This is a genomic window from Streptomyces sp. 135 (genome assembly GCF_020026305.1).
GTDB lineage: Bacteria > Actinomycetota > Actinomycetes > Streptomycetales > Streptomycetaceae > Streptomyces.
In genome coordinates this window covers 124,483-147,752 of record NZ_CP075691.1, presented here as the reverse complement: position 1 = coordinate 147,752, position 23,270 = coordinate 124,483, and the positions used below count along the sequence as shown (strand labels likewise).

Here is a 23,270-nt window from a genome sequence, read left to right as displayed (position 1 = left end):
ACGACAGGAACACCATGACGACCCTCACCGAGACGGTGCAGGCCGCGGGCACGGGCGACGACCTGGAGCGGTGCCCGCTCCCCGACACCTACCGCGCCGCGCACATCCGCGCGCAGGACACCGAGATGTTCACCGGCGTGCAGGACAAGGACGTCCGCAAGTCGCTGCACGTCGGTTCGGTGCCGATGCCCGAGATCGCCCCGGACGAGGTGCTGATCGCGGTCATGGCCAGCGCCATCAACTACAACACCGTCTGGTCGGCCATGTTCGAGCCGCTGCCGACCTTCGGTTTCCTCAAGCACCTCGCCGCGCAGGGCGGATGGCACGCCCGGCACGACCAGCCGCACCACGTCCTCGGCTCCGACGCGTCCGGCGTCGTCGTACGCGTCGGCTCCGCCGTGCAGCACTGGAAGCCCGGCGACCACGTGGTCGTGGCCACCGCCCACATCAACGACCAGGAACCGGCCAGCCACGCCGACGGCATGATGGGCGAGGACCAGCGCGCCTGGGGCTTCGAGACCAACTTCGGCGGGCTCGCCGACTACGCGGTGGCCCGCGCCAGCCAACTCCTGCCCAAGCCCGCCCACTTGTCGTGGGAGGAGGCGGCCTGCAACCCGCTGTGCGCGGGCACCGCCTACCGCATGCTCGTCAGTGACCGCGGCGCCCGCATGAAGCAGGGCGACACCGTGCTGATCTGGGGCGCGAGCGGCGGCCTCGGCAGCTACGCCCTGCAGTTCGTACGCAACGGAGGCGGCACCGCCATCGGTGTCGTCAGCTCCCCGGAGAAGGCGGCGACCGTCCGCGAGCTGGGCTGCGACGTCGTCATCGACCGCACCGAGATCGAGCAGGGCGATCCGGGCAGCCTCCAGCGGCCCGACGGCTGGAAGCGCCTGGGCAAGGCCATCCGCAAGGCCGTGGGCGAGGACCCTCACATCGTCTTCGAACACGTCGGCAAGGCCACCTTCGCGGCGTCCGTGTTCCTCGCCCGGCGCGGCGGCACCGTGGTCACCTGCGGGTCGAGCACCGGCTACCAGCACCAGTTCGACAACCGCTACCTGTGGATGAAGCTCAAGCGCATCATCGGCAGCCACGGTGCCAACCTCCAGGAACAGTGGGAGACCAACCGCCTCATCTCCAACGGCCGCATCGTGCCCGCCCTGTCGGCCGTGTACAGCCTGGACGACGCCGCCGAGGCGGCACGCAGCGTCCAGACCAACCAGCACATCGGCAAGGTCGGCGTGCTCTGCCTGGCTCCCCGGCCCGGCCTCGGCATCACGGACCCGGCGGCCCGTGAACGCATCGGCGCCGACCGCATCGAGCTGTTCCGCAACGCCGCCGGAGGTGGCCGCTGATGCACGCGATCCGCGAGGCGATCCTCGCGTCCGGGGGGAGGGGCCCGCTGACCCCGCGGGAAGCGGCACGCCTTCCGCTGCCGGAGTCGTACCGCGCCGCGGTGCTGCGCCGTGAAGACACCGAGATGTTCGCGGGGATGCCCAGCGCGGAGAAGGACCCGCGCAAGTCCGTGCACATCCAGGACGTGCCGCTCCCCGAACTGGGCCCCGGCGAGGCCCTGGTGGCTGTCATGGCGTCCTCGGTGAACTACAACACCGTATGGTCGTCGATCTTCGAGCCGCTGCCGACGTTCGCGTTCCTGGAGCGCTACGGCCGGCTCAGCGAGCTGAGCAAGCGCCATGACCTGCCGTACCACATCATCGGTTCCGACCTCGCGGGCGTCGTGCTGCGCACCGGCGCCGGCGTGAACTCCTGGAAGCCCGGCGACGAGGTCGTCGCGCACTGCCTGAGCGTCGAGCTGGAGTCCTCCGACGGCCACAACGACACGATGCTCGACCCCGAGCAGCGCATCTGGGGTTTTGAGACCAACTTCGGCGGCCTGGCGGAGATCGCACTCGTCAAGTCCAACCAGCTGATGCCGAAGCCCGACCACCTGAGCTGGGAGGAGGCCGCCTCGCCGGGCCTGGTGAACTCCACCGCCTACCGCCAGCTCGTCTCGCGCAACGGCGCCGGCATGAAGCAGGGCGACAACGTCCTGATCTGGGGCGCCAGCGGCGGACTCGGCAGTTATGCCACGCAGTTCGCGCTCGCCGGCGGGGCCAACCCCATCTGCGTGGTCTCCAGCCCGCAGAAGGCGGAGATCTGCCGCGCCATGGGCGCCGAGGCGATCATCGACCGCAACGCCGAGGGCTACAAGTTCTGGAAGGACGAGCGCACCCAGGACCCCAAGGAGTGGAAGCGCTTCGGCAAGCGCATCCGCGAGCTGACCGGCGGCGAGGACATCGACATCGTCTTCGAGCACCCCGGCCGCGAGACGTTCGGCGCGAGCGTGTACGTCACCCGCAAGGGCGGCACCATCACCACCTGCGCCTCGACCTCGGGCTACATGCACGAGTACGACAACCGCTACCTGTGGATGTCGCTGAAGCGCATCATCGGTTCCCACTTCGCCAACTACCGCGAGGCCTGGGAGGCCAACCGCCTCATCGCCAAGGGCAAGATCCACCCGACGCTCTCGAAGGTGTACTCCCTGGAGGACACCGGCCAGGCCGCCTACGACGTCCACCGCAACCTCCACCAGGGCAAGGTCGGTGTCCTCGCCCTCGCCCCCCAGGAGGGCCTCGGCGTCCGCGACCCGGAGAAGCGCGCCCGGCACATCGACGCCATCAACCGCTTCCGTATCGGAGGGGACCAGTGAACTCAGCCACGCCCGCGGACACATCGGTCACGCCCGACGTCTGGTTCTCCTGGAACGACGTCGACGTCGAAGCCGACCCCGCCGATGAGGCGGCTCTCGCGCCCACGGGCCTGCTCTTCGACGAGACGCTGCGCGACGGGCTCCAGGCCCCGAACGTCACCAACCCCCAACTCGCGCAGAAACTGCGGATCGTCGACCACATGGTCCGCTGCGGGATCCGCGCCGCCGACCTGGGCTTCCCCGGATCCGACCCGGCCGCCGCCAGGGAGTGCCTGGAGATCGCCCGACACGTCGCCGGCCGGCGCCACCCGCTGGCCATCGGATACGCGGGCCGCACGCACCCCGCGGACATCCACGCCATCTGCGAGATCGCCCAGCAGGCCCAACTGCCTGTGGATGCCTATGTGTTCATCGGCGTCAGCCCCATCCGGCAGTACGTCGAGGAATGGGACGTCACCTCCATCGAGCGGACGATCCGCGCGGCGGTGCGCTCCTGCGACCGCGAGGGTGTCACCTTCGTCCTCGTCCTGGAGGACACGGTCCGGTGCACGCCCGAGGTGCTGAGCCGCGTCTACGACGTGGCGATCGACACCGGGGTGGGGCGGCTGTGCCTGTGCGACACCGTGGGCGCCGCGCTGCCCGGCGGCACCGCGGCCCTGATCCGCTGGACCCGCCGCTACTTCGCCGGGCGCGGACACGCCGTGGCCCTCGAATGGCACGGGCACAACGACCGGGGCCTGGCGCTCGCCAACTCGCTGACCGCGCTCTCCCTCGGCTGCGCCCGCGTGCACGGCACGATCCTGGGCGTCGGTGAGCGCACCGGGAACGCGTCCCTGGACCAGCTCGTCCTCAACAGCGCCCTCGACGGCGCCTCGGGGTACGACCTCATGGCGCTGCGCGAGTACGCCGAGTACGCCGAGGAGGTGCTCGGCGTGCCGATCCCGCAGAACCATCCGGCGCTGGGCGCGGACGTCTTCAAGACCAGCGCCGGCGTGCACGCCTCCGCGATCCTCAAGGCCCACGAGAAGGGCGACACGCTGCTCAAGGACGCCGTGTACTCCAGCGTGCCCGCCGCCCTGTTCGGACGCGAGCAGGACGTCCTCGTCGACGAGGCGTCCGGCGCCAACAACGTCCGGTACTGGCTGACCACCCACGGCTTTGACAGCGGCGACGACGCGGTGGTCAAAGCCGTACTCGAAAAGGCCAAGGCCGGACGCGGCCCGCTCACCGACGCACAGATAAGGCAGATCATTGCGACAGCACCTTGAGACGACGGGCGCCGGGCGCGGGCGCACCATCGCGCCGCACGGCAACGTCCTCGTCCTGACCGAGGACCCCGGTACGGTCGCCGCCCAGCTGACCGGTGCCTGCGAGCGCACCCCGGCCCAGCTCCTCGGGGAGCCGCTGCGCGCCAACATCTCGACCGACGAGATCATCCCGGGCTGGTGCTGCTACTGGTACGACGAGAAACTCGGCGACTACGCGTACCTCGGGCTCAGGGACAGGCAGTTCGGCGAGGGCGCGGTGAAGGAGTTCGCGCCGCGGATCATCGTCAGTGGTGAGGCGAAGGGCTGCGGGTCCTCCCGTGAGCACGCCGTCTACGCCGAGAAGTACGCGGGCGTCGAACTCGTCTTCGCCCGCTCCTTCGAGCGCATCTACCAGCAGAACTGCCGCAACGTAGGCATCCTCACCTGCGACGACTTCACCCTCCTTGACGCCTTGCTGGCCGGTGAGGAACTGCAGCTCGAAGCCTTCACGCGGCGTGCCACCGCCGTGGAGCGGTCGATCATCGACCTGGGCGGCCTGTTCGGCTTCAACCGCGCTTCACGGGACGGGACGGGCACCCGGGTCGAGGCCGCCTTCGACGGCGCGCGCCCCCGCAACATCGTGGAGAAGACCATCGAGAGCCGGCTCGCCCCGCGCAACGCGCTGCCCGAGGGCGCGAGCGTGCGCGTGGGGGAGTCCTACTTCCTGACCGCCGACGTGCGGTTCTCCCACGAGTACGTGACCCCCATGGCCGCGGGCATGTTCCGGCAGCAGTTCGGCCCCGAAGCGGGCCTCGACGACCCCGACAGCTGCTACTTCTTCCAGGACCACCTCTCCCTGGCCTCCCAGGTCCTCGGACAGCGGCCGAAGGGTCCCGAGCTGATCGAGCGCGTGGAGAACCTGGGCCGCCGGCAGGAGGCGTTCGCCGCGCTGAACGGCGGACACTTCATCGGCCCCGCCGACACCGGCGGCAGCCGGGCCATCTGCCACAACTACATCGTCGAGAACGTCGCTGAACCCGGTCAGGTCGTCATCGGCACCGACAGCCACACCTGCACGGCCGGTGCCGTGGGCGCTCTCGCGTTCGGCGTCGGCGCCACCGACATCGCCAACTCCTGGTACAACCGCGAGATCCTGGTGAAGGTCCCGGACGTCATCCGGGTCGACCTCCGCGGCGACCTGCGGCCCGGAGTGTGTGCCAAGGACGTCATGCTCGCCCTCCTCGCCCACCCGCGCATCGAGGGCAGCCGGACGCTGGGCAAGGTGCTGCTGTTCGACGGCCCCGGCGCGCGCTCCCTGAACATGGACGAGCGGGCGACCCTGTGCAACATGGCCGTCGAAGCGGGCGCCATGACCGCGCTGTTCGAACCGGACGAGACCACGGACGCGCATCTCGCGCGACGGGGCGGCGGCAGCGGGCCGGAGCACCCGCGGTCGGACGAGGACGCCGGCTGCGCGGCCACGCTCGCGCTCGCCCTGGACACGATCGAGCCGATGGTGGCCCTGCCCGGTGACCCGCGCAACGCCGTGCCCCTGGCCTCGGTCCGCGAACACATCAGGGTCGACAAGGTGTACGGCGGCTCGTGCACCGGAGGCAAGGCCTACGACATGGACATGTACGCCGGCGTCTTCGAGCGGGCCCGCGAGCGCGGCGTCCGCGTGCCGGAAGGCGTGCAGGCGTTCATCCAGGTCGGCAGCGAGAGCGTCATGGACTACGCCCGCGAGCGGGGCTACGTCGAGCTCTTCGAGGAGGTCGGCGTGCGGGTCCTGCCACCGTCCTGCGGCGCCTGCATCAACGCGGGCCCCGGAGTCTCCGTGCGCCCGGACGAGGTCACCGTCAGCGCGCAGAACCGCAACTTCCCCGGCCGCTCAGGACCGGGCCAGGTGTACCTGGCCTCCCCGTACGTCGTGGCGGCCACCGCCGTCGCCGGCCGTCTCACCTCGGTCGAGGACATGTTCACGGCACGGGAGAGCGCATGAGGATCGCGATCGTTCCCGGCGACGGCATCGGCAAGGAAGTCGTCCCCGCCACGCTGCCCGCCCTCACCTGGCTCAGCGACGCCTTCGGGCTCGGTCTCACCTACGACGTCCTGGACTGGGGCGCCGACCGCTGGCTGGCCGAGGGCACCGGCCTGCCCGACGGCGCCATCGACCTCCTGAGGAAGGAGTACGCGGCCGTGCTCCTGGGCGCCCTCGGCGACCCGCGGATCCCGGACATGGCGCACGGCCGGGAGATCCTCCTCGGCCTGCGCACCGGCCTCGACCTGTACGTCAACCACCGCCCGCTGGACCTCGGCCACGGCACCGTCGACCTCTACCGCGAGAACACCCAGGGCCTGTACAGCCAGGTCGGCGGTGCTGTCAGCGGCCAAGGACGGATCACGGTCGCCATGGACGAGTGCGTCTACACCCGGGACACGGTCGAGCGTTTCGTACGCAACTGCCTGCTCCACCTGCGGGCGGCGGGGCGGCGCAAGGTGACGCTCGTCCACAAGGCGAACGCCGTGCCGCACACCGGGCGACTGTGGCAGGAGGTGTTCCGTGCCGAACTCGCCCGCGTCCCGGAGCTGACCGGGTCCGAGGAGTACGTCGACGCGTTCTGCTACCACCTGGTGCGCGATGCCTCCGCCTACGAGGGTGTCCTCGCCCCGAACATGTTCGGCGACATCATCAGCGACATCGGCGCCGCCCTGATGGGCGGACTGGGCCTTGCCTGCAGCGCCAGCGTCTGCCCGGAGACGGGCTTCGCGCTGTTCGAGCCGGTGCACGGCAGCGCGCCCGACATCGCGGGCCAAGGCATCGCGAACCCGTATGCCACCGCGATGTGCCTGGCCATGCTCCTCGGCCACCTCGGCCACGCCGACGCGGCCACGCTGCTGCGCGACTGTGTCCTGGAGGCCGGGCACACCGACGCGGCGACCCCCGACCTCGGAGGCACGGGCACCACGGACGGCTTCATGTCCGCGGTGCTCGCCCTCATGGACAAGCGACAGGACTGACCCATGACCACTGACGTCGATCACGTCCGCACGGGCGACGAGGCACTGCCTCTGCCCGAACTGCTGCGGCTGCGCGCCCGGCTGCGACCCGACGACACCACCTATGTGTTCCTGCACAACGGCGAGGACCCCAAGGACCGCCTGACCTACGCGGAGCTCGACGCCGCGGCGGACGTGCGGGCCGGGCTCCTCACCGCCCGGGGGCTCGGCGGGCGGCGCGCGGTGCTCATGTACCCCTCGGGCCTGGAATTCGTCCGTACGCTCCTGGGATGCATGCGGGCCAAGGTCGCGGCGGCGCCCGTCCAGGCACCGCGCCGGCTGAAGGACGTGGAGCGCATCCGCCGCGTCGCCCGCGACGCGGGCACCACGACCGTGCTCACCGAGACGTCGGTCCTGCGCGAGCTGGAGGATCGGTTCGGGGACCTGGAGGACCTGCTCGGCCTCACCGTTCTCGACACGGACGCGCTCGCGGTGGCGGAAGCCGGGGCGGCCGCGGCCGCGGTGCCGGATTGCGCACCCGGCCTGGACGACATAGCGCTGCTCCAGTACACGTCGGGCTCCACCGGCGACCCCAAGGGCGTCATCGTCACCCACGCCAACTTTCTCGCCAACGCCGCCGAGACCGACGCCCTGTGGCCGTGCGCGCCCGAGGGCACCGTCGTGAACTGGCTCCCCCTCTTCCACGACATGGGCATGCTGTTCGGGGTGGTGATGCCGCTGTGGGCGGGCATCCCCTCGTATCTGATGACGCCCGCCGCCTTCATCCGCCGGCCCGCCCGCTGGCTGGAGGCGATCGCCCGGTTCCGCGGCACTCACGCCGCGGCGCCCAGCTTCGCGTACGAACTCTGTGCGCGGGAGGCGGTCGAGGGCAGGACCGGCCAGGTCGGCGACCTCTCTTCGTGGCGCGTCGCGGCCAACGGCGCGGAACCCGTGCGCTGGCACGTGATCCGGGAGTTCACCGAGGCGTTCGCCCCGCACGGTTTCGCGCCCCGGGCCATGTGCCCGGGCTACGGGCTCGCCGAGAACACGCTCAAGGCCACCGGCGGCGACCAGGAGCGCGAGCCGACCTCGGTGTGGCTGTCCGGGGCGGCGCTGCGCGAAGGGCGCGTGGAGACCGTCGGCGTGCGGGAGCCCGGAGCGGTCCCCATCACCAGCAGCGGCCGCACCGTGCCCGGCACCGAGGTGCGGATCGTCGACCCCGGCACGTCGCGCGCCTGCGCCCCGGACACCGTCGGCGAGATCTGGATCAGCGGGCCCTGTGTGGCCGCGGGCTACTGGGGGCGCCCCGAGGCCACCGAGGAAACCTTCCGCGCCCGGGTGAGGAACGCGGACGGGAGCCTCGAGGACGAGCGGACCTACCTGCGCACCGGGGACATCGGCTTCCTGCACGCGGGCGAACTGCACGTCGCCGGCCGGCTCAAGGACCTCATCATCCACCAGGGCCGCAACTACTACCCCCAGGACATCGAACTCACCGCCGAGGGGTCGGCGGAGGGCCTGCACCCCAACTGCGCCGCCGCGTTCGCCGTCGAGGACCTCGGCAAGGAGCGGCTCGTGATCGTCGTCGAGGCCGACGGCCGGGCCGTGCGCGCCCACGGCACACAGGGGCTGCGCGAACGTATCGCCCGTGCGATCCACGGACACCACCGGCTGAGATTCGACGCGGTCGTCCTGGTGCGCAGGGGAGCGATACCGAAGACCTCCAGCGGCAAGGTGCAGCGCCGCGCCTGCCGCACGCTCTACGAGAACGGTGACCTGCCCGACCTCGCCGCACCGTCGGCGGTCCGCCCATGAGCGGCCTCGGCACGCACACCGGTACGGCGGGCTCGCGCATCCTGGGGCTCGGTGCCTACCGTCCCGCCCGCGTCGTGGACAACGACGAGGTGTGCGCCCGCCTCGACTCCGACGACGCCTGGATCCGCCGCCGCTCCGGCATCGTCACCCGGCGGTTCGCGGGGCCGCAGGAGACGGTCATCTCCATGGGGGCGGCGGCCGCCGCCAAGGCCCTGGCGGACGCGGGGACTTCTCCCGCGGAGGTCGACCTCGTCCTCCTGGCCACCATGTCCCACCTGGAGCAGTCGCCCCCGGCCGCTCCCCGGATCGCGCACGCGGTGGACGCCGAGGGGGCGGCGGCCGTGGACATCGGCGCGGCCTGCGCCGGGTTCTGTCACGCCTTGGGCCTGGCCGACGCCGCCGTACGCTCCGGCACGGCCCGCCGGGTCGTGGTGATCGGCTCCGAGCGGATGAGCGACCTCATCGACCCGACCGACCGGTCCACGGCGTTCCTCTTCGGGGACGGGGCGGGAGCGGTCGTCGTCGGCCCGGGCGCCGAGCCGGAGATCGGGCCGACGGTCTGGGGCGCCGACGGAAGGGGGGACCGGCTCATCGCGCACGAGCACAGCTGGCTGAACGCCCGGCCGGAAGCCGGGTCGTGGCCCGTGATGCGGATGGCGGGACCCGAGGTCTTCCGCTGGGCCACGCGCGTGGTGCCGGACATCGGCCGAAAGGCCCTGGCGGCGGCGGGAGTCGGGCCGGCCGACCTCGGCGCGTTCGTCCCGCACCAGGCGAACGCCCGCATCGTGGACTCGGCGGCCAGAGCCCTGGGCGTCGGGGAACGCACCGCCGTGGCAAGGGACATCGTGGAGATGGGCAACACCTCGGCCGCCTCCGTCCCGCTCGCCATGGAAGCGCTGCGCGCCCGGGGGGAGGCGAGGCCGGGGGACACCGCGCTCCTGGTCGGTTTCGGGGCGGGCCTCTCTTATGCGGCGCAGGTGGTCAGGATTCCCTCATGAGAAGTTCAAGATTCCGTAATGTGGAAAAGTGATTCCGAAAACGCTTGCGTCTCGCGCGCGAGGAGGCATAGCGTGCGGCGTCATGTTGTCTCCCAGTGGCGGTTCGTTCCCCTTCTTCTGCCTGGTGGTGACGGGAGTTGCGGTCGCGGCCTGGGCACTGTCCAGGCTGCGGGACCCCGGCGAACTGCCGCACCCGGCCGGCTGGACCCTGGCCCGGCGCGACGTCGGCCTCGGTGGGACGGCCGTGCTGCTCGGCGGCACCGTGTACACGGCCTACACCGTCATCGCCGTACCCGGACTGACCTACGCCACCGGCGGGTTCGGGCTCTACGCCCTCACCTACACCCTGCTCCTCACACCCGCGGCACTGATCGTGCTGCCGCGCCTGCACAAGGCGGCGCGGCGGCACGGCCTCGTGACGGCCGCCGACCTCGCCCTCGCCCGACACGGCTCGCACGCCCTGTCCCTCGCCGTGGTCATCTCCGGGCTGCTGGCCACCATGCCCTACCTGGCGCTCCAAGTCCTCGGCCTCGGCGCCGCGTTGAGAGGCATGGGCATCGACCCCACCAGCCCCCGCGTGATCCCCGGCATCCTGCTCGTCTTCACCCTGCTGACCGCGGGCTTCCTGCCGCGCGGCCTGCGGGTGTGCGTACGCGTCGCCGCGTTCAAGGCGGTCCTCATGGCCACTTTGCTGACGGTCGCCCTGATCCTGCTCCTGCGCCAGGGCACCGGCGGCGGCTGGGTGTTCGACGAGGCGGGGCAGCGCCTGGCCGCGCGGGGCATGAGCCTGGCACCGCCCGCGGGCACCGGCACCGCCTACATCACCCTCGCGCTCGGCAGCGTCCTCGCCCAGCTGATGTACCCCCAGGTCCTCACCGTCGCCCTGGCCGCCCGCTGCACGGACACGCTCAGACGGGCCACCCTCGCCCTGCCGCTGTGGACGATCGCCCTGGGCGTCTTCGCCTACCTCGGCTTCGCCGCGCTCGCGTACGGCATCGAGACCCCGGCGGGCCACGCCGAACTGGCCGCCCCCGCGCTGCTGCGCCGACTGGCCGCCCCCTGGCTCGCCGGCCTGCTCCTGGGCGGCCTCGCCGTCGCCGCCCTGCTGCCCGCCGCGGTCATGGCCATCGGCATGGCCACGCTGGTGGCCCGCAACCTCTACACCGAGTACTTCAACCCGACGGCCACCCCCAAGCACGAGGTCCGCATCGCCCGCTTCGCCGCCCCCGTCATCATCTCCGGCGCCCTCGTCTTCTCCTTTCTCCTGCAGCCCCAGGACGCGGTCAACCTCCACCTCCTGGGCGGCGTATGGATCATCCAGACGGTCCCCGCGGTCGGCTGCGCGCTGTACACGCGCTGGTTCCACCACCGCGCACTGCTCGTGGGCTGGGCCATCGGCATGAGCACCGGCACGGCACTGACCGTCGCCCACGGCTTCGACTCCGTCGTCACCCTGGAGTTCGGACACACACAGCTGTCGTTCTACGTCGCCTTCGTCGCGCTCGTCCTCAACCTCATCGCGGCCGCGCTGCTCACCCCGCTGCTCGACCGCGCCGGGGTCATGCGTGGCCCCGACACGTTCGCGGCACGCGGCGGCCTGCCCCGGCGGGGCTCTCGCTTCGCCTTCCGCGTCGACTGAACGCACCGGCCCCCGTGGCCTTCCCGCCGATCCGAGCCGTACTGAACAGGAGTTGCAGGATGAAGCCCTTCAGCAGTCCGAGCCATGCCGGGCGCGGCGGGCGCGGCGGGCGCGACGGAGAAGGGGAGGGCGATGAGCGGCCCGCCGACACCACGGACGTGCCGCGGAACACGTACACACCAGGACACGGCCTCAGCCCCGTCATGGACATGCGCAACGCAGACCGGGACGCCGCGGTGGCAGCCCTCTTCGAGGCCCATCACACCGGCCTGCTGCGCCTGGCAGTCCTGCTGGGCGCCGGAGCCGACGCCGAGGACATCGTGGCGGAGGCGTTCTACCAACTCCAGCGCCGCTGGGGAAAGGTACGCGACAAAGGGGCCGCGCTCGGCTACCTCCGCGGCGTGATCCTCAACCTGGCCCGCATGCGCCTGCGCCATCTCCGCGTGGTCCGCCGCCACGCCCGGTGGAACCTGGAGGCCACCGAGGACTCGGCCGAACAGCACGCACTGCTGCGCGAGGAGCACCGGCACGTGGTGCGAGCGCTGCGCACGCTGCCCGCCCGGCAGCACCAGGTACTGGTCCTGCGATACTGGCTGGACCTCAGTGAGGCGGAGATCGCCCGGACCATGGGCATCTCCCAAGGAGCCGTGAAATCCCACGCGTCGAGGGGCATGGCGAAACTCAGCCGCATCTTGAAGGGAGCCGACGGATGAGCGGGGGCACCGAAGAACAGCTGCGATCCGCCCTCGCCGGGCTCGCCGACACGGTCCACGACGCGCCGGACGCCTACCAACGGGCCCAGCGGCAGTGGCGCCGCAGGGACATGAAGCGCCGCGCGATCACGGTAGCGATCGTCCTGGCCGTGGTTGTCATCGCCTGCGGCATCGGCATCTGGGCCCTCTCCGGAGCCTCACCCGGGCAGCACGTCATCTTCAACGGCGACGGCGACGGCGGGGGCGCGGAGGGAGATACGAGCGTCTACCCGCCGGGAGCCCCTTGAGGCACTGCCCAGGGCACTGTCTCGGCTGAGCAGCGCTGGTCGAACAACCGGCGGGTGCCACGCGACTGACTACACCAGGTCCGCATGTGGACGGCGTGGTGCGAGACGGGCGGACGGCACCTTGAGGCTTACGCTGGTGCGGGCGCCGACCGTGCCCCCGGGTGCTCCCTCGCGCGAGGAGAGGTCAGGCGATGGACGAGGACACGTACGGGGCGGCGGCCCGCCGGGTGCGGCTGCTGCTCATGTCGGATACGCATGTGCCGCTGCGGGCCAGGCGACTCCCCGACGAACTGCTGCGCGCGGCAGACGAGGCCGATGTCGTCATCCACGCCGGGGACTGGGTCGATGTCGCGACCCTGGACCTCCTGGAGGGACGCGCACGGCGCCTGGTCGGCGTGTTCGGCAACAACGACGGCGCCGAACTGCGTGCGAGGCTGCCGGAGACGGCCCGTGTCGAGCTGGGCGGCCTACGGTTCGGTGTCGTCCATGAGACGGGGGCGGCCCGCGGCCGGGAGGCGCGCTGCGCCGCGCGCTACCCGGACCTCGACGTCCTGGTCTTCGGCCACAGTCACATCCCCTGGGACACCGAGGCGCCCGGCGGACTGCGCCTGCTGAACCCGGGATCACCGACGGACCGCAGGCGACAGCCGTACCGCACGTACATGACGTGTGTGGTGACGGACGGGTCCCTCGCCGAGGTCGTGCTGCACCGCCTATCGATGCGCTGACCGCCCACATCCAGCGCCCTGCACGTGAACGACGGCCACGGCACGATAGCCGAAGCCCGAAGTCATCCTCCGCAAGGTCGTACGCCACGTGCCTCAGCAGCTCATGCGCTCGGTGGCCCCGACGACGAGCGCGGTCTCCGTCGGGTGGCGGACGTGAGTACTCCTCGGGGCGGACGTGTGAGGCCGCGCGATGCCCAAGGCTGGGGATTTCGCCGAGGAGGGGACATCCGGTGGAACGCTGGCACCGGGTCGGCCGGTGTTCGGCATACGGGGCGGCTCTGTCCCTGGCGCCCTACCTGCTGATCAGCGGGGCATGGGGATGGGACTGGGGCTTGCCCTCGCACTGCCCGCCTACCTTCGGCGACGCTGGTCGGAGGCGTTCACTGGACGGGCCCGGAACAGGGCCGGTGCCGGTGTGCCGTGGGCGGCTGTCATCGCTGTCGTCGTCGGCCTGGTCCGGCTGTACCGGGCAGGAGAACCCAGCCGCCGCCGCAGTGCTGCACCTCGCCGCCGTCGCAGCGGGGGCCGGCATGCTGAGAGCACTTGTCCAGCGTATCCGTCCGAGCTCCTGCACGGTCCAGGCTCTGGCCGGGTCCTGATGCATGCTGTGCAGTACGGCGGCGATGGCGGGGTCTGCCAGCGCGGCCGGCCAGCCGCGCTGCCTGGGGCCGCCCGCTTCGTCGGCGGCGTACGCGCGAAGGATGTAGACGAGCAGCAGGTCGAGCAGCCAGCAGAGGGTGCGTCCGTTCCTGGCCGAGGCGGTACGCGCCGCACAGCAAGTCCACCGGAGTGTCCACTGCCCCGGCGTCCGGTGCCGCCGAGCCGAACTGCGTCTCTGCGTGGGGAACGGAAACGGAACGCATAGGCAAGTGCCACGCGCCGAAGGGTTCTTGGGTGGGCAGCCGACAATCGGGCGCTTGTCCTGCCGGCTCACTTCCGCAGCACCCGAGGCCGAGCACGACCCGGTCAGCTGTCGGTTGTGCGTTCGTCGCTGCGCTGATTGGCGCGGTCCACCTCGGCCATGTGCTCCTCGGCCCATTCCCGGATCCTGGCCAGTGGTTCTTCGAGTGTCAGGCCGAGCGGGGTGAGCCGGTAGTACACACGGGGTGGCACTGACGCTTCCACCCGACGGTCGACCAGGCCGTCGCGGGTCAGACCCCGAAGGGTGACCGAGAGCATCTTCTGTGAGACGCCAGGCATCCTGCGCTGCAGTTGCGCGAAGCGCACCTCCTCGGTGGATGCCTCCGCCAACACCTTGATGACCATGGACGTCCACTTGGTGCCGATCCGGTCGAGCAGACGGCGGGTGGGGCACTGCGGATCGAACAGATCGCCGCGGTGTCCCCGCGTGGAGCGCTGTGTCGGGGAGGTCACCTGGAGCTCACCACCTGTGGCAGAAGTGCGGTCTTGGGCCTCGCAGCGTAGTTGCCTATCGTTTGGTTGTCACCTTTCGTAACCGCAAGGAGCTGCCGTGCCCGACGCCCCCCGCGTGTTCAGCCATCCCCCCTCCGGTGTCCAGCTCCGGCGGGTCTCGGTCAACGGCGTTCGCCTCAACGTCGCTGTCGCCGGCGAAGGACCGGCGGTGCTGCTGCTACACGGATTCCCGCACACGTGGCGAGTGTGGACCGACGTCCTGGACAGCCTCGCGGCGCGGCATCGGGTGATCGCTCCGGACCTGAGAGGAACGGGCGCGAGCACGCGTGCATCGGAGGGTTACGACGCGGGCACGCTCGCCACCGACGCAGAAGGGCTCCTCGACGCGCTGGGGGAGACCTCGGCGGCTGTGGTCGGCATCGACGCCGGTACCCCGGCGGCCTTCCTTCTGGCTATGCGTCGTCCCGGCCTCGTACGGCAACTCGTGCTCATGGAGTCGCTTCTGGGCAGACTGCCGGGGGCGGAGGAGTTCCTTCGCCAGGGGGCGCCATGGTGGTTCGGCTTCCACTCGGTGCCCGGCCTCGCGGAGACCGTCCTGACCGGGCATGAGGACCGCTACATCGGTTGGTTCCTCGACGCGGGCACTCTGGGAGAGGGAGTGGATCCCGGTATCAGAAACGCGTTTGTCCGCGCGTACACCGGGGCCGAGGCCCTGCGCTGCGCCTGCGCCTTCTACCGCGCACTGCCCACGAGCGCCGAACAGATCGCGCAGGCCGCCGCCAACGGGCGGTTGACCATGCCCACCATGGCCATCGGTGCCCACCCCGTCGGCAGAACCCTTGAACAACAGCTGCGCGCGATCACTGATGATCTCGTCGGCCACCTCATCGAGGACTGCGGCCACATCATCCCGCTGCACCGCCCTCGAGAGCTGCTCGGTCTGCTCAAACCGTTCCTCGCCTCGGCAGGGACAGCCATCGAGCCTCACGCGACCACCTGTGACACCTTCCAGGGGCGGTGAAGGGAGCAGCAGCCGCGGTCACGCGATGACGTGTTGTCGTCATTCGCGCCGATGCGGGGCCCGTGTCGCCTTACGCGCAGAGTCGATCACCTGAATGACCTGTCCACCGTCGTGCCGTCGATGACAGGACATCCACCCGTCGTACCTGCATCGGCCCCGCGGCCAGGACGGCCGGCCGCTCCCTGCCTCGGCCACTCCCTGCCTCGGCCACTCCCTGCCTCGGCGGCTCCGACGGGAGGCGGGAGACAGGGAGGCCGGCGGGGCCGGGCAGTGGGTTCAGGTGGTCAGCAGGTGGAGTTGGTCTGGGTGAGCAGGCCCATCCGCCAGGGCAGGCGGAGGTAATCCCCTCCGGCGGCTGGGTCCATGCCCTGGTAGACGTACTGCAATCGGCACGGATCGATGGTGAGGGTCTGGTCGTTGCCCGCGCGGATCAGCTCGCCGTGACTGATGTCCTGTGTCCACGCGCCGCCGGGGAAGGTGACGTTGGCGCGGCCGGCGAAGGGTTCGTTCTCCGTGGCGGCGAGTGGCTTCCAGCTGCCGGTGAGACCGGTGGAGGTGAAGGAGCGGAAGTAGCGCCGGCCGGTGGAACCGATGGCCTCCTGGAGGAGCAGGTACTGGTTCTGGCCCGCGACCTTGTAGACGTTGGTCGCCTCGAAGAGGTTGAACTTGGTGTCCGACAGCACGATTTGCGTGTTCCCGAAGCCGTTTGGGAAGTCGGCCAGGCTGGTCTGGGCGCGGTAGATATGGCCGTTGTCGTCGCTGAAGAACAGGTGGCAGTCGGCCGTGTCGCAGATGACCCAGAAGTCGATCCAGGTGCCGTCGCCCTTGTTCTGGGTGACGATGGGCGGCTCCTGCGAGATGAAGGTGCGCGGCGCGGACCACGAGCGCGGGTTGGCCGGGTCGGTGCTGGTGGAGTAGGTGGGCGGACCTGTCTGGTAGACCATGTACCAGAGCTTCTGCGGTGCGAAGTAGAACACCTGGGGCGCGGCCCGGTAGCCGGGTCCCATGGGCGAGCTGTCGAGGTAGGTGTGTGGCGCGGAGGCCGCCTTGGACCAGTCGTCGAAGTTGAACTGCACCAGACCCCAGCCGGCGGGGCTGGCGGTCGTCGCGTAGGTCAGCCACTGGTTGTTGTGGCGGACGACGGAGAAGTCCTTGATCGCCAGTGCCTGCGGGTGCTGGACGTCCGGCTTGGGACCGGCCAGGACACCACTGGAGGACCACCGGAACGTCGACGGCAGCGCGCCGCCCGAACCGGAACCGACCCGGACCAGTCGCCACTGCTGGTTGGTTCCGCCCCAGTCGGTGTACTGGACGACCTTGGCGCCGTCCGTGGTGGACGCGCCCTGCACCTCGACGGCCTTGCCGCTGTTGCGGTTGATCAACCGGACGTGGCCGTCCGGTGAGTCTGCCAGCCGGAACTGCTGGTTGGCGCCGTTGAGGTCACTCCACTGCACGATGCCGGCGCCGTCGGCGGTGGAGTGGTTGAGGACGTCCAGCGCCTTGCCCGAGTGCTGCGCCCGCAGCCGGTAGTGGCCGCCGCCCGAGTCCACGAACTGGAAGCGCTGGTTGGTGCTGTCGGTGCGGGTCCACTGCTGGAGCGGCGCGCCGTTTCCGGTGTCCGCGCCGGAGACGTCGAGGGCCTTGCCACTGGCCCGGTTGACCAGCGCGTACCACGCGTTGGGATCCACGGTGGCCGCCTGCGCCGGTCCCGCGGTACCGATGTCGGTCAGGAGCACCGCCAGTAAGGCGGTCACCACGGCGAGCAGTGTTGCCCGTCTGCCGCGCCTTCGCCTGCGCTTATGTGTCATGGGTGTGCCAGCCATCTGCTGTCCGTCCTCTACTGGATGTCGTCCGGGTGAGAGGGAGCGCTCCCATTGTTCGAAATATGGAACAACGGTCGGTGGGTCGGAGGTCTGAAGGGGCACGGTATTGACGCCCACGACTGCCGTCAACGGGTCCGGAGGGCATGGGTGTTCATGGAAGTCGTCGGATACTGCCCGCGCATCAACAACCGGCAGGAGTGGCCGAGTCGTGAGCGCCTCCTCCGCTGAGTGAGACACGGCTTGAGACACGGCCCGCTGGACTTACAGGCCCGTGCGCCCGTCTCGCCGGACATCGGCGCCCTGCCGGCGACCCGCACCGCCGTCGAACCGCAGGCCACCAGAGTGCGCCGGGCAGCGGCGGCACGTGCGTGCGCTCGCCCCGATGTGGTCCCCAATGCGTCCTCGTCCCGGTGTCGGACAAGGCGTACCAGTTCGACGACAGGACATACGCCGGGCCCGTGCGCCATCGGTGCCGTCGGCTTCTGGTACGACAAGGCGCTGTTCGCCGATGCGGGCATCGACGCGCCGCACACCACCTTCTGGCGCGGATCGTTGTGCCGCCGAGCGGAACGGGCACGTTCTTCTCGCTGCTGCCGTCGACCGGGCACATGGTGCCGAGCGCGTTGACCACTTCCGCCGGCCGCACCACGTCTTGAACGACTTCTCCTCTGACAAGGCCATCTGTCCAGCAGGACAGCACTGCCCTGGGGTGCAGGCGTGACGCCTTGTACTCGTTGTACTCGGCAAGGATGTCGCAGGTCACTTGGCAAGGCGGCGTCACACGGTTACGCCCACGGCCAGGTGGCCGATCCGGCGCAGGGGAGTGCTAGCGTGCCGCACGACCGCAACACGGCCTTGTTCAGGAGGTGTTGACCGCGTGCCGCTTCCTGGGACGGAAGAGGCCACGGGCGCGGAGGATGGCACGCAGCGCCCGGGACTGGGGCGCCTTCGCCGTACCTACCGCCCGCAGCGCAGCAAGTTCTCCGCGTACGTGCTGCTCCTGCTGGCCCTGACCCCCTTCTCGGCCCTGACTTACCTCCTGACGATCCTCCTCGGCGCGTCCTTCGGCTGGGACGGAGCCGTCGCGGCCGGTGTGGTCGGCGGGCTGACGCTGCTGGTGCTGTTCTCCGTGAGAGTGCTGTGGTGGTGGCGGCACACAAAAGTGGCGTTCCTTCTCTACGAGAAGGGCTTGGTCGCCGTCGCGGCCGACGGGACGGAGGCGGTTTACCCCTGGGGGGCGACTGCCGTCTTCACGGACGGGTTCGACCGCTACAAACTGTCCAACTCCGAGGGAACGGTGGTCACACTCGGGGCCGCGCCCCGTGGCCCCGCACTCGGTGGGGAGAAGATTCGGGGCCTGCGCACCCATACGGTGATCCGAGGCGCCCAGCTCCCCCAGGAGGAGGAGTGGGGAACGGCGATCCGGCAGGGTGTACTCGGTGCGCAGCTGGCCCCGGCCGCCGAAGCGGCTCTGAACGGCGGTGAAGTGGCGTTCGGGGACCTTGTGTTGAGCCAGGACGGGCTGACCGTACGGCGCCGACGCGGCCGGAATGACTTCACTGCCTGGCAGGACGTCGACTCGCTCACCGGCACGGCTGAGGGTGGCCTCTTGGTCACCTCGCGTGGCAGCGACTTCCCCACCTATTTCGCAAGATCCGGGTATCAGGTGCCCAACCTGGAGATCTTCCTCGATGTAGCCTGCCGGCTGCGCGAACGCGGGTCACGATCCACTCCAGCCACACCGCCTCCGGCCGCCGCCCCCGCCACGATCACGCCCTCCTCGCCGCCCCCGCACCGGGCTCCGGCGGAACCCGCGTCTCCGGCCTCGGCCCCAGCCCCGGCAGACCACGGGAGGGCCGTCCGCGATGACGAGGAGTCACCGACCGACGTACCGCAGCTCCTGGCCCTCTACGTCACCTTCGGAGTGGCCGCTTGGGCGGCCTGGCGTCTCGGCACCCGGCAAGAGGTCGACGGAGTGGGTTCCGTGCTGCTCGCCGCTGCCGGGGCTGCCCTCGGCGGGATCTTCGGGGCGGTGTTCGGTCTCGGCCTCGCGGCAGTCTGCATGGCCGCGCCGAAAACGGTGGGCGGGCTGCTGGTCGAACCCCTGATCCGCTGGTTCCGGCATCGCCGATACGTCGCTACGGCCGCCCTCGCCCTGTGCACGTTCGTCCCGCCGGTAGCGCTGCTCATTCTCGCATTCCGCGCGATCCCTTCTCGTCTGGTCCCCTGCGTGGTGCTGCTCTTCTTCGGCGGCTGGACGTTGCTGCTGGCGGTGAAGCGGTGCGAGGCGTCCGAGCGCCTGGTGGTGCGGCACCTCCCGGATGCCCCCGGTGTGCTGCTAATCGTCGCCGCCGTCGAGCAACTCGTCTCCGGCGACGTACTGACCCTCACACCGGCAGCCGGGCTCTTCTTCCCGCTCGCCGTCTGGCTCTCCTGGCGCGGCTGGCGAAAGCTGAAGGACTTCGGGCGGCCGATGGTGCAGGCGCTGGCCGACATCGTCCTGTCCGTGGAACTCGGCCTGGTGATGAGCGTGTTCATGGTGTGGCTGGCCAACGTACTGTCGTTCACCCCGCCCCAGGTCGCTGTGGTGCGCGGCATGGTGGAAAAGGTACAAGCACTGACCGAGGTGCACTGGTCGTACTGGCTCGCGGTCTACGCGGTGCTGGCCGCCGGCAGTTACGCCGTACTGCGCTGGCCGGAGCGCGCGGCGCGGGCCAGGGGGTGGCTGCGCCCGGCGCGGTTCAGCGAACCCCGGCTGCCGTTCGGCCTCACCGCGAACTTCGCACAGCGGTCCCTGTCAGGGATCAACATCGGCATCATGGTCGCCCTGTTGTTCCTCGTCGTCATGGCTCCGGTGTCCGAGGGTGCGTGGAAGCGGCCGGTGGCCGAGAGGTACGCGCTCGAGGTGCAGCGCCGGCAGTACGCCGAGGGTGCTGCGGCCGCGTACAAGGAGATACACCAGCAGGTCTCGGCGCATCCTCTGGACGCTGCCCGCCTGAGGGCCGTGGTTCTCGCCGTGCACCGGGCCGCCCCGTCGCCACCCGGGGAGCCCGTGAACCGGACGGCGCTGGACATCGCCCGGCAGGTCGGCCGCTTCCAAGCCGCTGCGCTCGCGCTCGACGACCCGGCGCCGCAGCCCGCCCAGACACCGGAGGCCGACGGCCTCGACGATCGGCTCGATCAGCTCGACGAGGCCCAACAGCGCACCGCCGAGCGGGAGCGGCAAACCGACCGGTTCGCTGAACTCGCCTCCCTGGCCGTCACTCGCACCTTCGATGCCCTGGACCTGGGTGAGAACCAGGCCGTACAGCTCGTCAAGGAGTATCTGGGCGGACTGGTGGAGGACGGCCCGGTGAAGAAGATCTTCCACCGGTGGGGCGAAGGAATCGGTGGACCCCCACCGGAGGGCGGCCGGCTCGTACGCATCGACGTCCGCCGTCTGACGACGGTGGCCTACGAGCGTACCCACGCGGCAGTCGAACGCGCCGACGCCGGTCTGCTCGCCTTCTACGGCCGGTTCGGCATCGGCATCCCCACCGAGAACGCGTCGGTGAGGCCCGCTATCGATCTGGCGAACCAACACCGGTATCTACGGCAGGGCACAGGACCCTGCACCGGTTGCGTCACTTCCACAACCGGCGGCTCCAGCACGGGCGGAGGCGGCGGCCGCCGCTGAACCGAGGCCGCCCGGGCCCGGGTGCCACCGATCCGGGTCGCTTTCTGCCAGCGGGGCGCGGGCAGTGAACGGCGCGCGTTCGTGGGCATCCTGGTGCACCACCGGCTGGGACCGGTGCGGCGCCAGGGCGAGCGCCGCCAGATCCGCGAGATGGCCGACCGCGACATTCCCTTGGCCACGGCCATCGACCTCGTCGACCAGTGGGTGGCGGCCGGGGTCGTCGCATAGGCCGTCCAGGCCCCGTTCGAGGAAACGCCGCCGCCAGGTGCGGACCGTGTCCGGAGCGATCCGCCTAAGTGCATGTCGGTGGCAGGGGCAGAAAGTGAAGTTGTCCGGGCGTTGGGACCAAAGACCCGGTAGCAGGACTTTGGTCCCTTTTCTTATCTAAATCCTATGTAGCCCTTTCGCGACAGCTACGGCATATGCCACAGTTCTTCAAGATCATTCTGGGGTGGGGGCTTCCGTTCAGTTTCCTGCGCCGCCGCATTTTGCATGTCCTACTGGAGGGGCTTCATGAATCACCGTCAGCGCACCGCGACCGGTCTGGTCGCCGCAGTGACCGCCACCTCACTCGTCCTTGCGATCGCCCCGTCGGCCTCTGCCGACGTACGAGACCAGCGCAGCCAGAAAGCAGCCGCGGGCATCGAACGGATCACCGGCACTCAGGACTTGGCCCCCTCGTCCGCGGCACCGGGCGCGGCCGCACAGAGCGTCACGCAGACCGAGAGCGGCACTGTGACGGTGCGAGCCCCCGAAGACGCCACCGGAAACGTGAAGGCCACGGCTCCTGACGGCACGGCATTCGGGCTCGGCCTGCCGCAGGCGAAGAGCGTCGAGGGCGTAAAGGCGGGCTCCGGGACGATCGTGTACCCCGACGCCGCGGACTCCACCGACCTCGCTGTCCAGCCCACCAAGGACGGCGGCGCCCGCACACTGGTGACCCTCAAGGACAAGGACGCTCCCACCGAGCAGCGCTTCGACCTCCAAATACCGGCCGGTGCACACCTGGCCGCGAACGACAGCGGCGGCTACGACATCTTCCAGGACACCGGAAAGGGCTTCACCACCCTCAAGGGCACCATCTCGGCGCCGTGGGCCAAGGACGCCAATGGCAAGGGCGTTGCCACCAGCTACAAGCTGGAAGGCAGCACGCTGGTGCAGAGCATCGACACCAACAGCACCACAGCCTTCCCCGTGGTGGCCGACCCTCACTACACCTGGGGCATCGTCAGCGGGACGGTCTACTTCAACAAGAGCGAAACCCGGAAGATCGCTCTTGGGGGCGGTCTCGCTGCCACCATCATCGCGTCGATACCCGCAGGCTTCACCACCGCTGCCGGCATCACTGTTGCCGCGATCACCACGATGGCGAACATTGCTCAGTCCCACAAGAAGTGCCTGAAGATCAAGAGCTATGGGAAGCCCGGTGAGTACTCGGGTAAGCAGGGCGATGGATACTGCCGCTGACATTCCTGCGGAGAAAGGTGCATTTCGATGACCATCGTCTGGCTCGCGCTCATCGTCGTTTTCGTCCTGGTCGAGATCTGGCTGACGAAGCGGTCCCACCGCCGGTCCGCGTGGCGCACGCTTGACGGAGACCGTGTCGCCTTGGCCGTCGGTGTGGCGTGGTGCGCTATCGCTGTCGCCACCGCGTGGGCCGATGACGGCGACCCCATCGGCGGCCTGCTCTTCGGCGGACTCACAGGCGTTGTCGTCGCCTGCGTCGTCGCCACAGCGCGACGCAAGATCGCGTATATGCGAGGCAAGAACAGCGCCTCCTGCTGATCACTTCGAATGCCGGGTGGGCGGGCCGGGGGTGGGAGTCTCTCCTTGGCCCGCCCCCCTGGTGCGAAGGCACCTGGTCTGCCGCTCAGTGCCTTCGTCGCCTGCGCACCCGGCCGCACGGTCTCCGGGCCTCGGCGGCACGGCACTGGTGACGGCGAGTATCCCCTCGTGTACGTCGTCCGGCAGCGCCTCCACCACGATGTTGACCTGAATCGTCAGCTCCACCTTGTACGCAAACGCCGCGTGAGGTCCGCAAGGGCGTCACAGTAGGGCGAGGTTGTGGCGATGGGCGCCAGGCTGATGTCTCGGGGCGCTCGGTGAGGGGCACCGGAAGGCTCCGGTGGCGCAGCCGTGCCCCGCTTGTCGTGGACAGTTCCTCGTGGAGAGCGGGGCGGGCGACCACCGCTCGTGCGGTGTCAGCACTGCGGCCCCGGCCGTGGAAACACCGCAGTGTCTT

Annotated in this window: 17 protein-coding genes and 1 pseudogene; 15 read left to right on the top strand and 3 right to left on the bottom strand. The window is 70.2% G+C overall.

Annotation, left to right across the window (positions count from 1 at the left end; translation table 11 throughout):
- Positions 1-14: 14 nt before the first annotated feature.
- From ccrA (KKZ08_RS00765) to KKZ08_RS00715, 11 genes are all read left to right on the top strand, one after another.
- Complete coding sequence (ccrA, locus tag KKZ08_RS00765; protein ID WP_223772549.1) at positions 15-1,352, top strand: crotonyl-CoA carboxylase/reductase; 1,338 nt, start codon at positions 15-17, stop codon at positions 1,350-1,352.
- Entirely contained in the window at positions 1,352-2,710 is a 1,359-nt protein-coding gene (gene ccrA, locus KKZ08_RS00760; RefSeq protein WP_223772548.1) for a crotonyl-CoA carboxylase/reductase, read from the top strand. Before ccrA (KKZ08_RS00765) ends, ccrA (KKZ08_RS00760) begins: the two co-directional genes overlap by 1 nt.
- A complete protein-coding gene (locus tag KKZ08_RS00755; RefSeq protein WP_223772547.1) occupies positions 2,707-3,978 on the top strand; it encodes a LeuA family protein in 1,272 nt (423 codons plus the stop codon). The genes ccrA (KKZ08_RS00760) and KKZ08_RS00755 overlap by 4 nt, the downstream gene beginning before the upstream one ends.
- The gene (locus KKZ08_RS00750) at positions 3,962-5,956 is read left to right on the top strand and encodes an aconitase family protein (RefSeq protein WP_223772546.1); all 1,995 of its coding nucleotides are present in this window, start codon (positions 3,962-3,964) and stop codon (positions 5,954-5,956) included. Before KKZ08_RS00755 ends, KKZ08_RS00750 begins: the two co-directional genes overlap by 17 nt.
- Positions 5,953-6,975, top strand: a complete 1,023-nt coding sequence (locus KKZ08_RS00745; protein ID WP_223772545.1) for an isocitrate/isopropylmalate family dehydrogenase — start codon at positions 5,953-5,955, stop codon at positions 6,973-6,975. The genes KKZ08_RS00750 and KKZ08_RS00745 overlap by 4 nt, the downstream gene beginning before the upstream one ends.
- 3 nt (positions 6,976-6,978) lie before the next feature.
- Positions 6,979-8,769, top strand: a complete 1,791-nt coding sequence (locus tag KKZ08_RS00740) for a fatty acyl-AMP ligase (protein WP_223772544.1) — start codon at positions 6,979-6,981, stop codon at positions 8,767-8,769.
- The gene (locus KKZ08_RS00735; RefSeq protein WP_223772543.1) at positions 8,766-9,767 is read left to right on the top strand and encodes a beta-ketoacyl-ACP synthase III; all 1,002 of its coding nucleotides are present in this window, start codon (positions 8,766-8,768) and stop codon (positions 9,765-9,767) included. The genes KKZ08_RS00740 and KKZ08_RS00735 overlap by 4 nt, the downstream gene beginning before the upstream one ends.
- Before the next feature lie 82 nt (positions 9,768-9,849).
- Entirely contained in the window at positions 9,850-11,406 is a 1,557-nt protein-coding gene (locus tag KKZ08_RS00730) for a sodium:solute symporter (protein WP_223772542.1), read from the top strand.
- 59 nt (positions 11,407-11,465) lie between these two features.
- A complete protein-coding gene (locus KKZ08_RS00725) occupies positions 11,466-12,119 on the top strand; it encodes a SigE family RNA polymerase sigma factor (protein ID WP_223772541.1) in 654 nt (217 codons plus the stop codon).
- Positions 12,116-12,406 (top strand): hypothetical protein, encoded by a 291-nt coding sequence (locus tag KKZ08_RS00720; protein ID WP_223772540.1) that lies wholly within the window; start codon positions 12,116-12,118, stop codon positions 12,404-12,406. The genes KKZ08_RS00725 and KKZ08_RS00720 overlap by 4 nt, the downstream gene beginning before the upstream one ends.
- 227 nt (positions 12,407-12,633) lie before the next feature.
- Positions 12,634-13,134: a metallophosphoesterase gene (locus KKZ08_RS00715; RefSeq protein WP_223778863.1), complete on the top strand. Its 501-nt coding sequence runs from the start codon at positions 12,634-12,636 to the stop codon at positions 13,132-13,134.
- Between the two features lie 966 nt (positions 13,135-14,100).
- Here KKZ08_RS00715 and KKZ08_RS00710 read toward each other — a convergent pair.
- Positions 14,101-14,508 (bottom strand): helix-turn-helix domain-containing protein, encoded by a 408-nt coding sequence (locus tag KKZ08_RS00710; protein ID WP_223772539.1) that lies wholly within the window; start codon positions 14,506-14,508, stop codon positions 14,101-14,103.
- A gap of 97 nt (positions 14,509-14,605) precedes the next feature.
- Between KKZ08_RS00710 and KKZ08_RS00705 the strand changes: the two genes are divergently transcribed.
- Positions 14,606-15,529, top strand: coding sequence for an alpha/beta hydrolase (locus KKZ08_RS00705; RefSeq protein ID WP_223772538.1), 924 nt, complete (start codon positions 14,606-14,608; stop codon positions 15,527-15,529).
- Positions 15,530-15,813: 284 nt separating this feature from the next.
- On the opposite strand, the gene KKZ08_RS00700 is transcribed toward KKZ08_RS00705, so the two are convergent.
- The gene (locus tag KKZ08_RS00700) at positions 15,814-17,337 is read right to left on the bottom strand and encodes a non-reducing end alpha-L-arabinofuranosidase family hydrolase (protein ID WP_223778862.1); all 1,524 of its coding nucleotides are present in this window, start codon (positions 17,335-17,337) and stop codon (positions 15,814-15,816) included.
- Between the two features lie 892 nt (positions 17,338-18,229).
- Here KKZ08_RS00700 and KKZ08_RS00695 point away from each other — a divergent pair.
- Positions 18,230-21,028 carry a hypothetical protein gene (locus tag KKZ08_RS00695; RefSeq protein WP_223772537.1) on the top strand — a complete coding sequence of 933 codons (2,799 nt, stop codon included), beginning with the start codon at positions 18,230-18,232 and terminating at the stop codon, positions 21,026-21,028.
- 134 nt (positions 21,029-21,162) lie between these two features.
- Here the strand turns inward: KKZ08_RS00695 and KKZ08_RS00690 are convergent.
- Positions 21,163-21,304: pseudogene (locus tag KKZ08_RS00690) on the bottom strand (IS630 family transposase); the annotation flags it as partial.
- A gap of 279 nt (positions 21,305-21,583) precedes the next feature.
- Here KKZ08_RS00690 and KKZ08_RS00685 point away from each other — a divergent pair.
- Together KKZ08_RS00685 and KKZ08_RS00680 are read left to right on the top strand one after the other, a co-directional pair.
- Positions 21,584-22,495 carry a hypothetical protein gene (locus KKZ08_RS00685; protein ID WP_223772536.1) on the top strand — a complete coding sequence of 304 codons (912 nt, stop codon included), beginning with the start codon at positions 21,584-21,586 and terminating at the stop codon, positions 22,493-22,495.
- Between the two features lie 27 nt (positions 22,496-22,522).
- A complete protein-coding gene (locus KKZ08_RS00680) occupies positions 22,523-22,813 on the top strand; it encodes a hypothetical protein (protein ID WP_223772535.1) in 291 nt (96 codons plus the stop codon).
- The last annotated feature ends 457 nt before the right edge of the window (positions 22,814-23,270 follow it).

Bases quoted from the DNA above. Each gene is read 5' to 3' on its own strand.
- ccrA (WP_223772549.1), top strand. From the start codon at position 15: ATGACGACCCTCACCGAGACGGTGCAGGCCGCGGGCACGGGCGACGAC.
- ccrA (WP_223772548.1), top strand. From the start codon at position 1,352: ATGCACGCGATCCGCGAGGCGATCCTCGCGTCCGGGGGGAGGGGCCCG.
- KKZ08_RS00745 (WP_223772545.1), top strand. From the start codon at position 5,953: ATGAGGATCGCGATCGTTCCCGGCGACGGCATCGGCAAGGAAGTCGTC.
- KKZ08_RS00740 (WP_223772544.1), top strand. From the start codon at position 6,979: ATGACCACTGACGTCGATCACGTCCGCACGGGCGACGAGGCACTGCCT.
- KKZ08_RS00735 (WP_223772543.1), top strand. From the start codon at position 8,766: ATGAGCGGCCTCGGCACGCACACCGGTACGGCGGGCTCGCGCATCCTG.
- KKZ08_RS00730 (WP_223772542.1), top strand. From the start codon at position 9,850: ATGTTGTCTCCCAGTGGCGGTTCGTTCCCCTTCTTCTGCCTGGTGGTG.
- KKZ08_RS00725 (WP_223772541.1), top strand. From the start codon at position 11,466: ATGAAGCCCTTCAGCAGTCCGAGCCATGCCGGGCGCGGCGGGCGCGGC.
- KKZ08_RS00720 (WP_223772540.1), top strand. From the start codon at position 12,116: ATGAGCGGGGGCACCGAAGAACAGCTGCGATCCGCCCTCGCCGGGCTC.
- KKZ08_RS00700 (WP_223778862.1), bottom strand. From the start codon at position 17,337: ATGACACATAAGCGCAGGCGAAGGCGCGGCAGACGGGCAACACTGCTC.
- KKZ08_RS00680 (WP_223772535.1), top strand. From the start codon at position 22,523: ATGACCATCGTCTGGCTCGCGCTCATCGTCGTTTTCGTCCTGGTCGAG.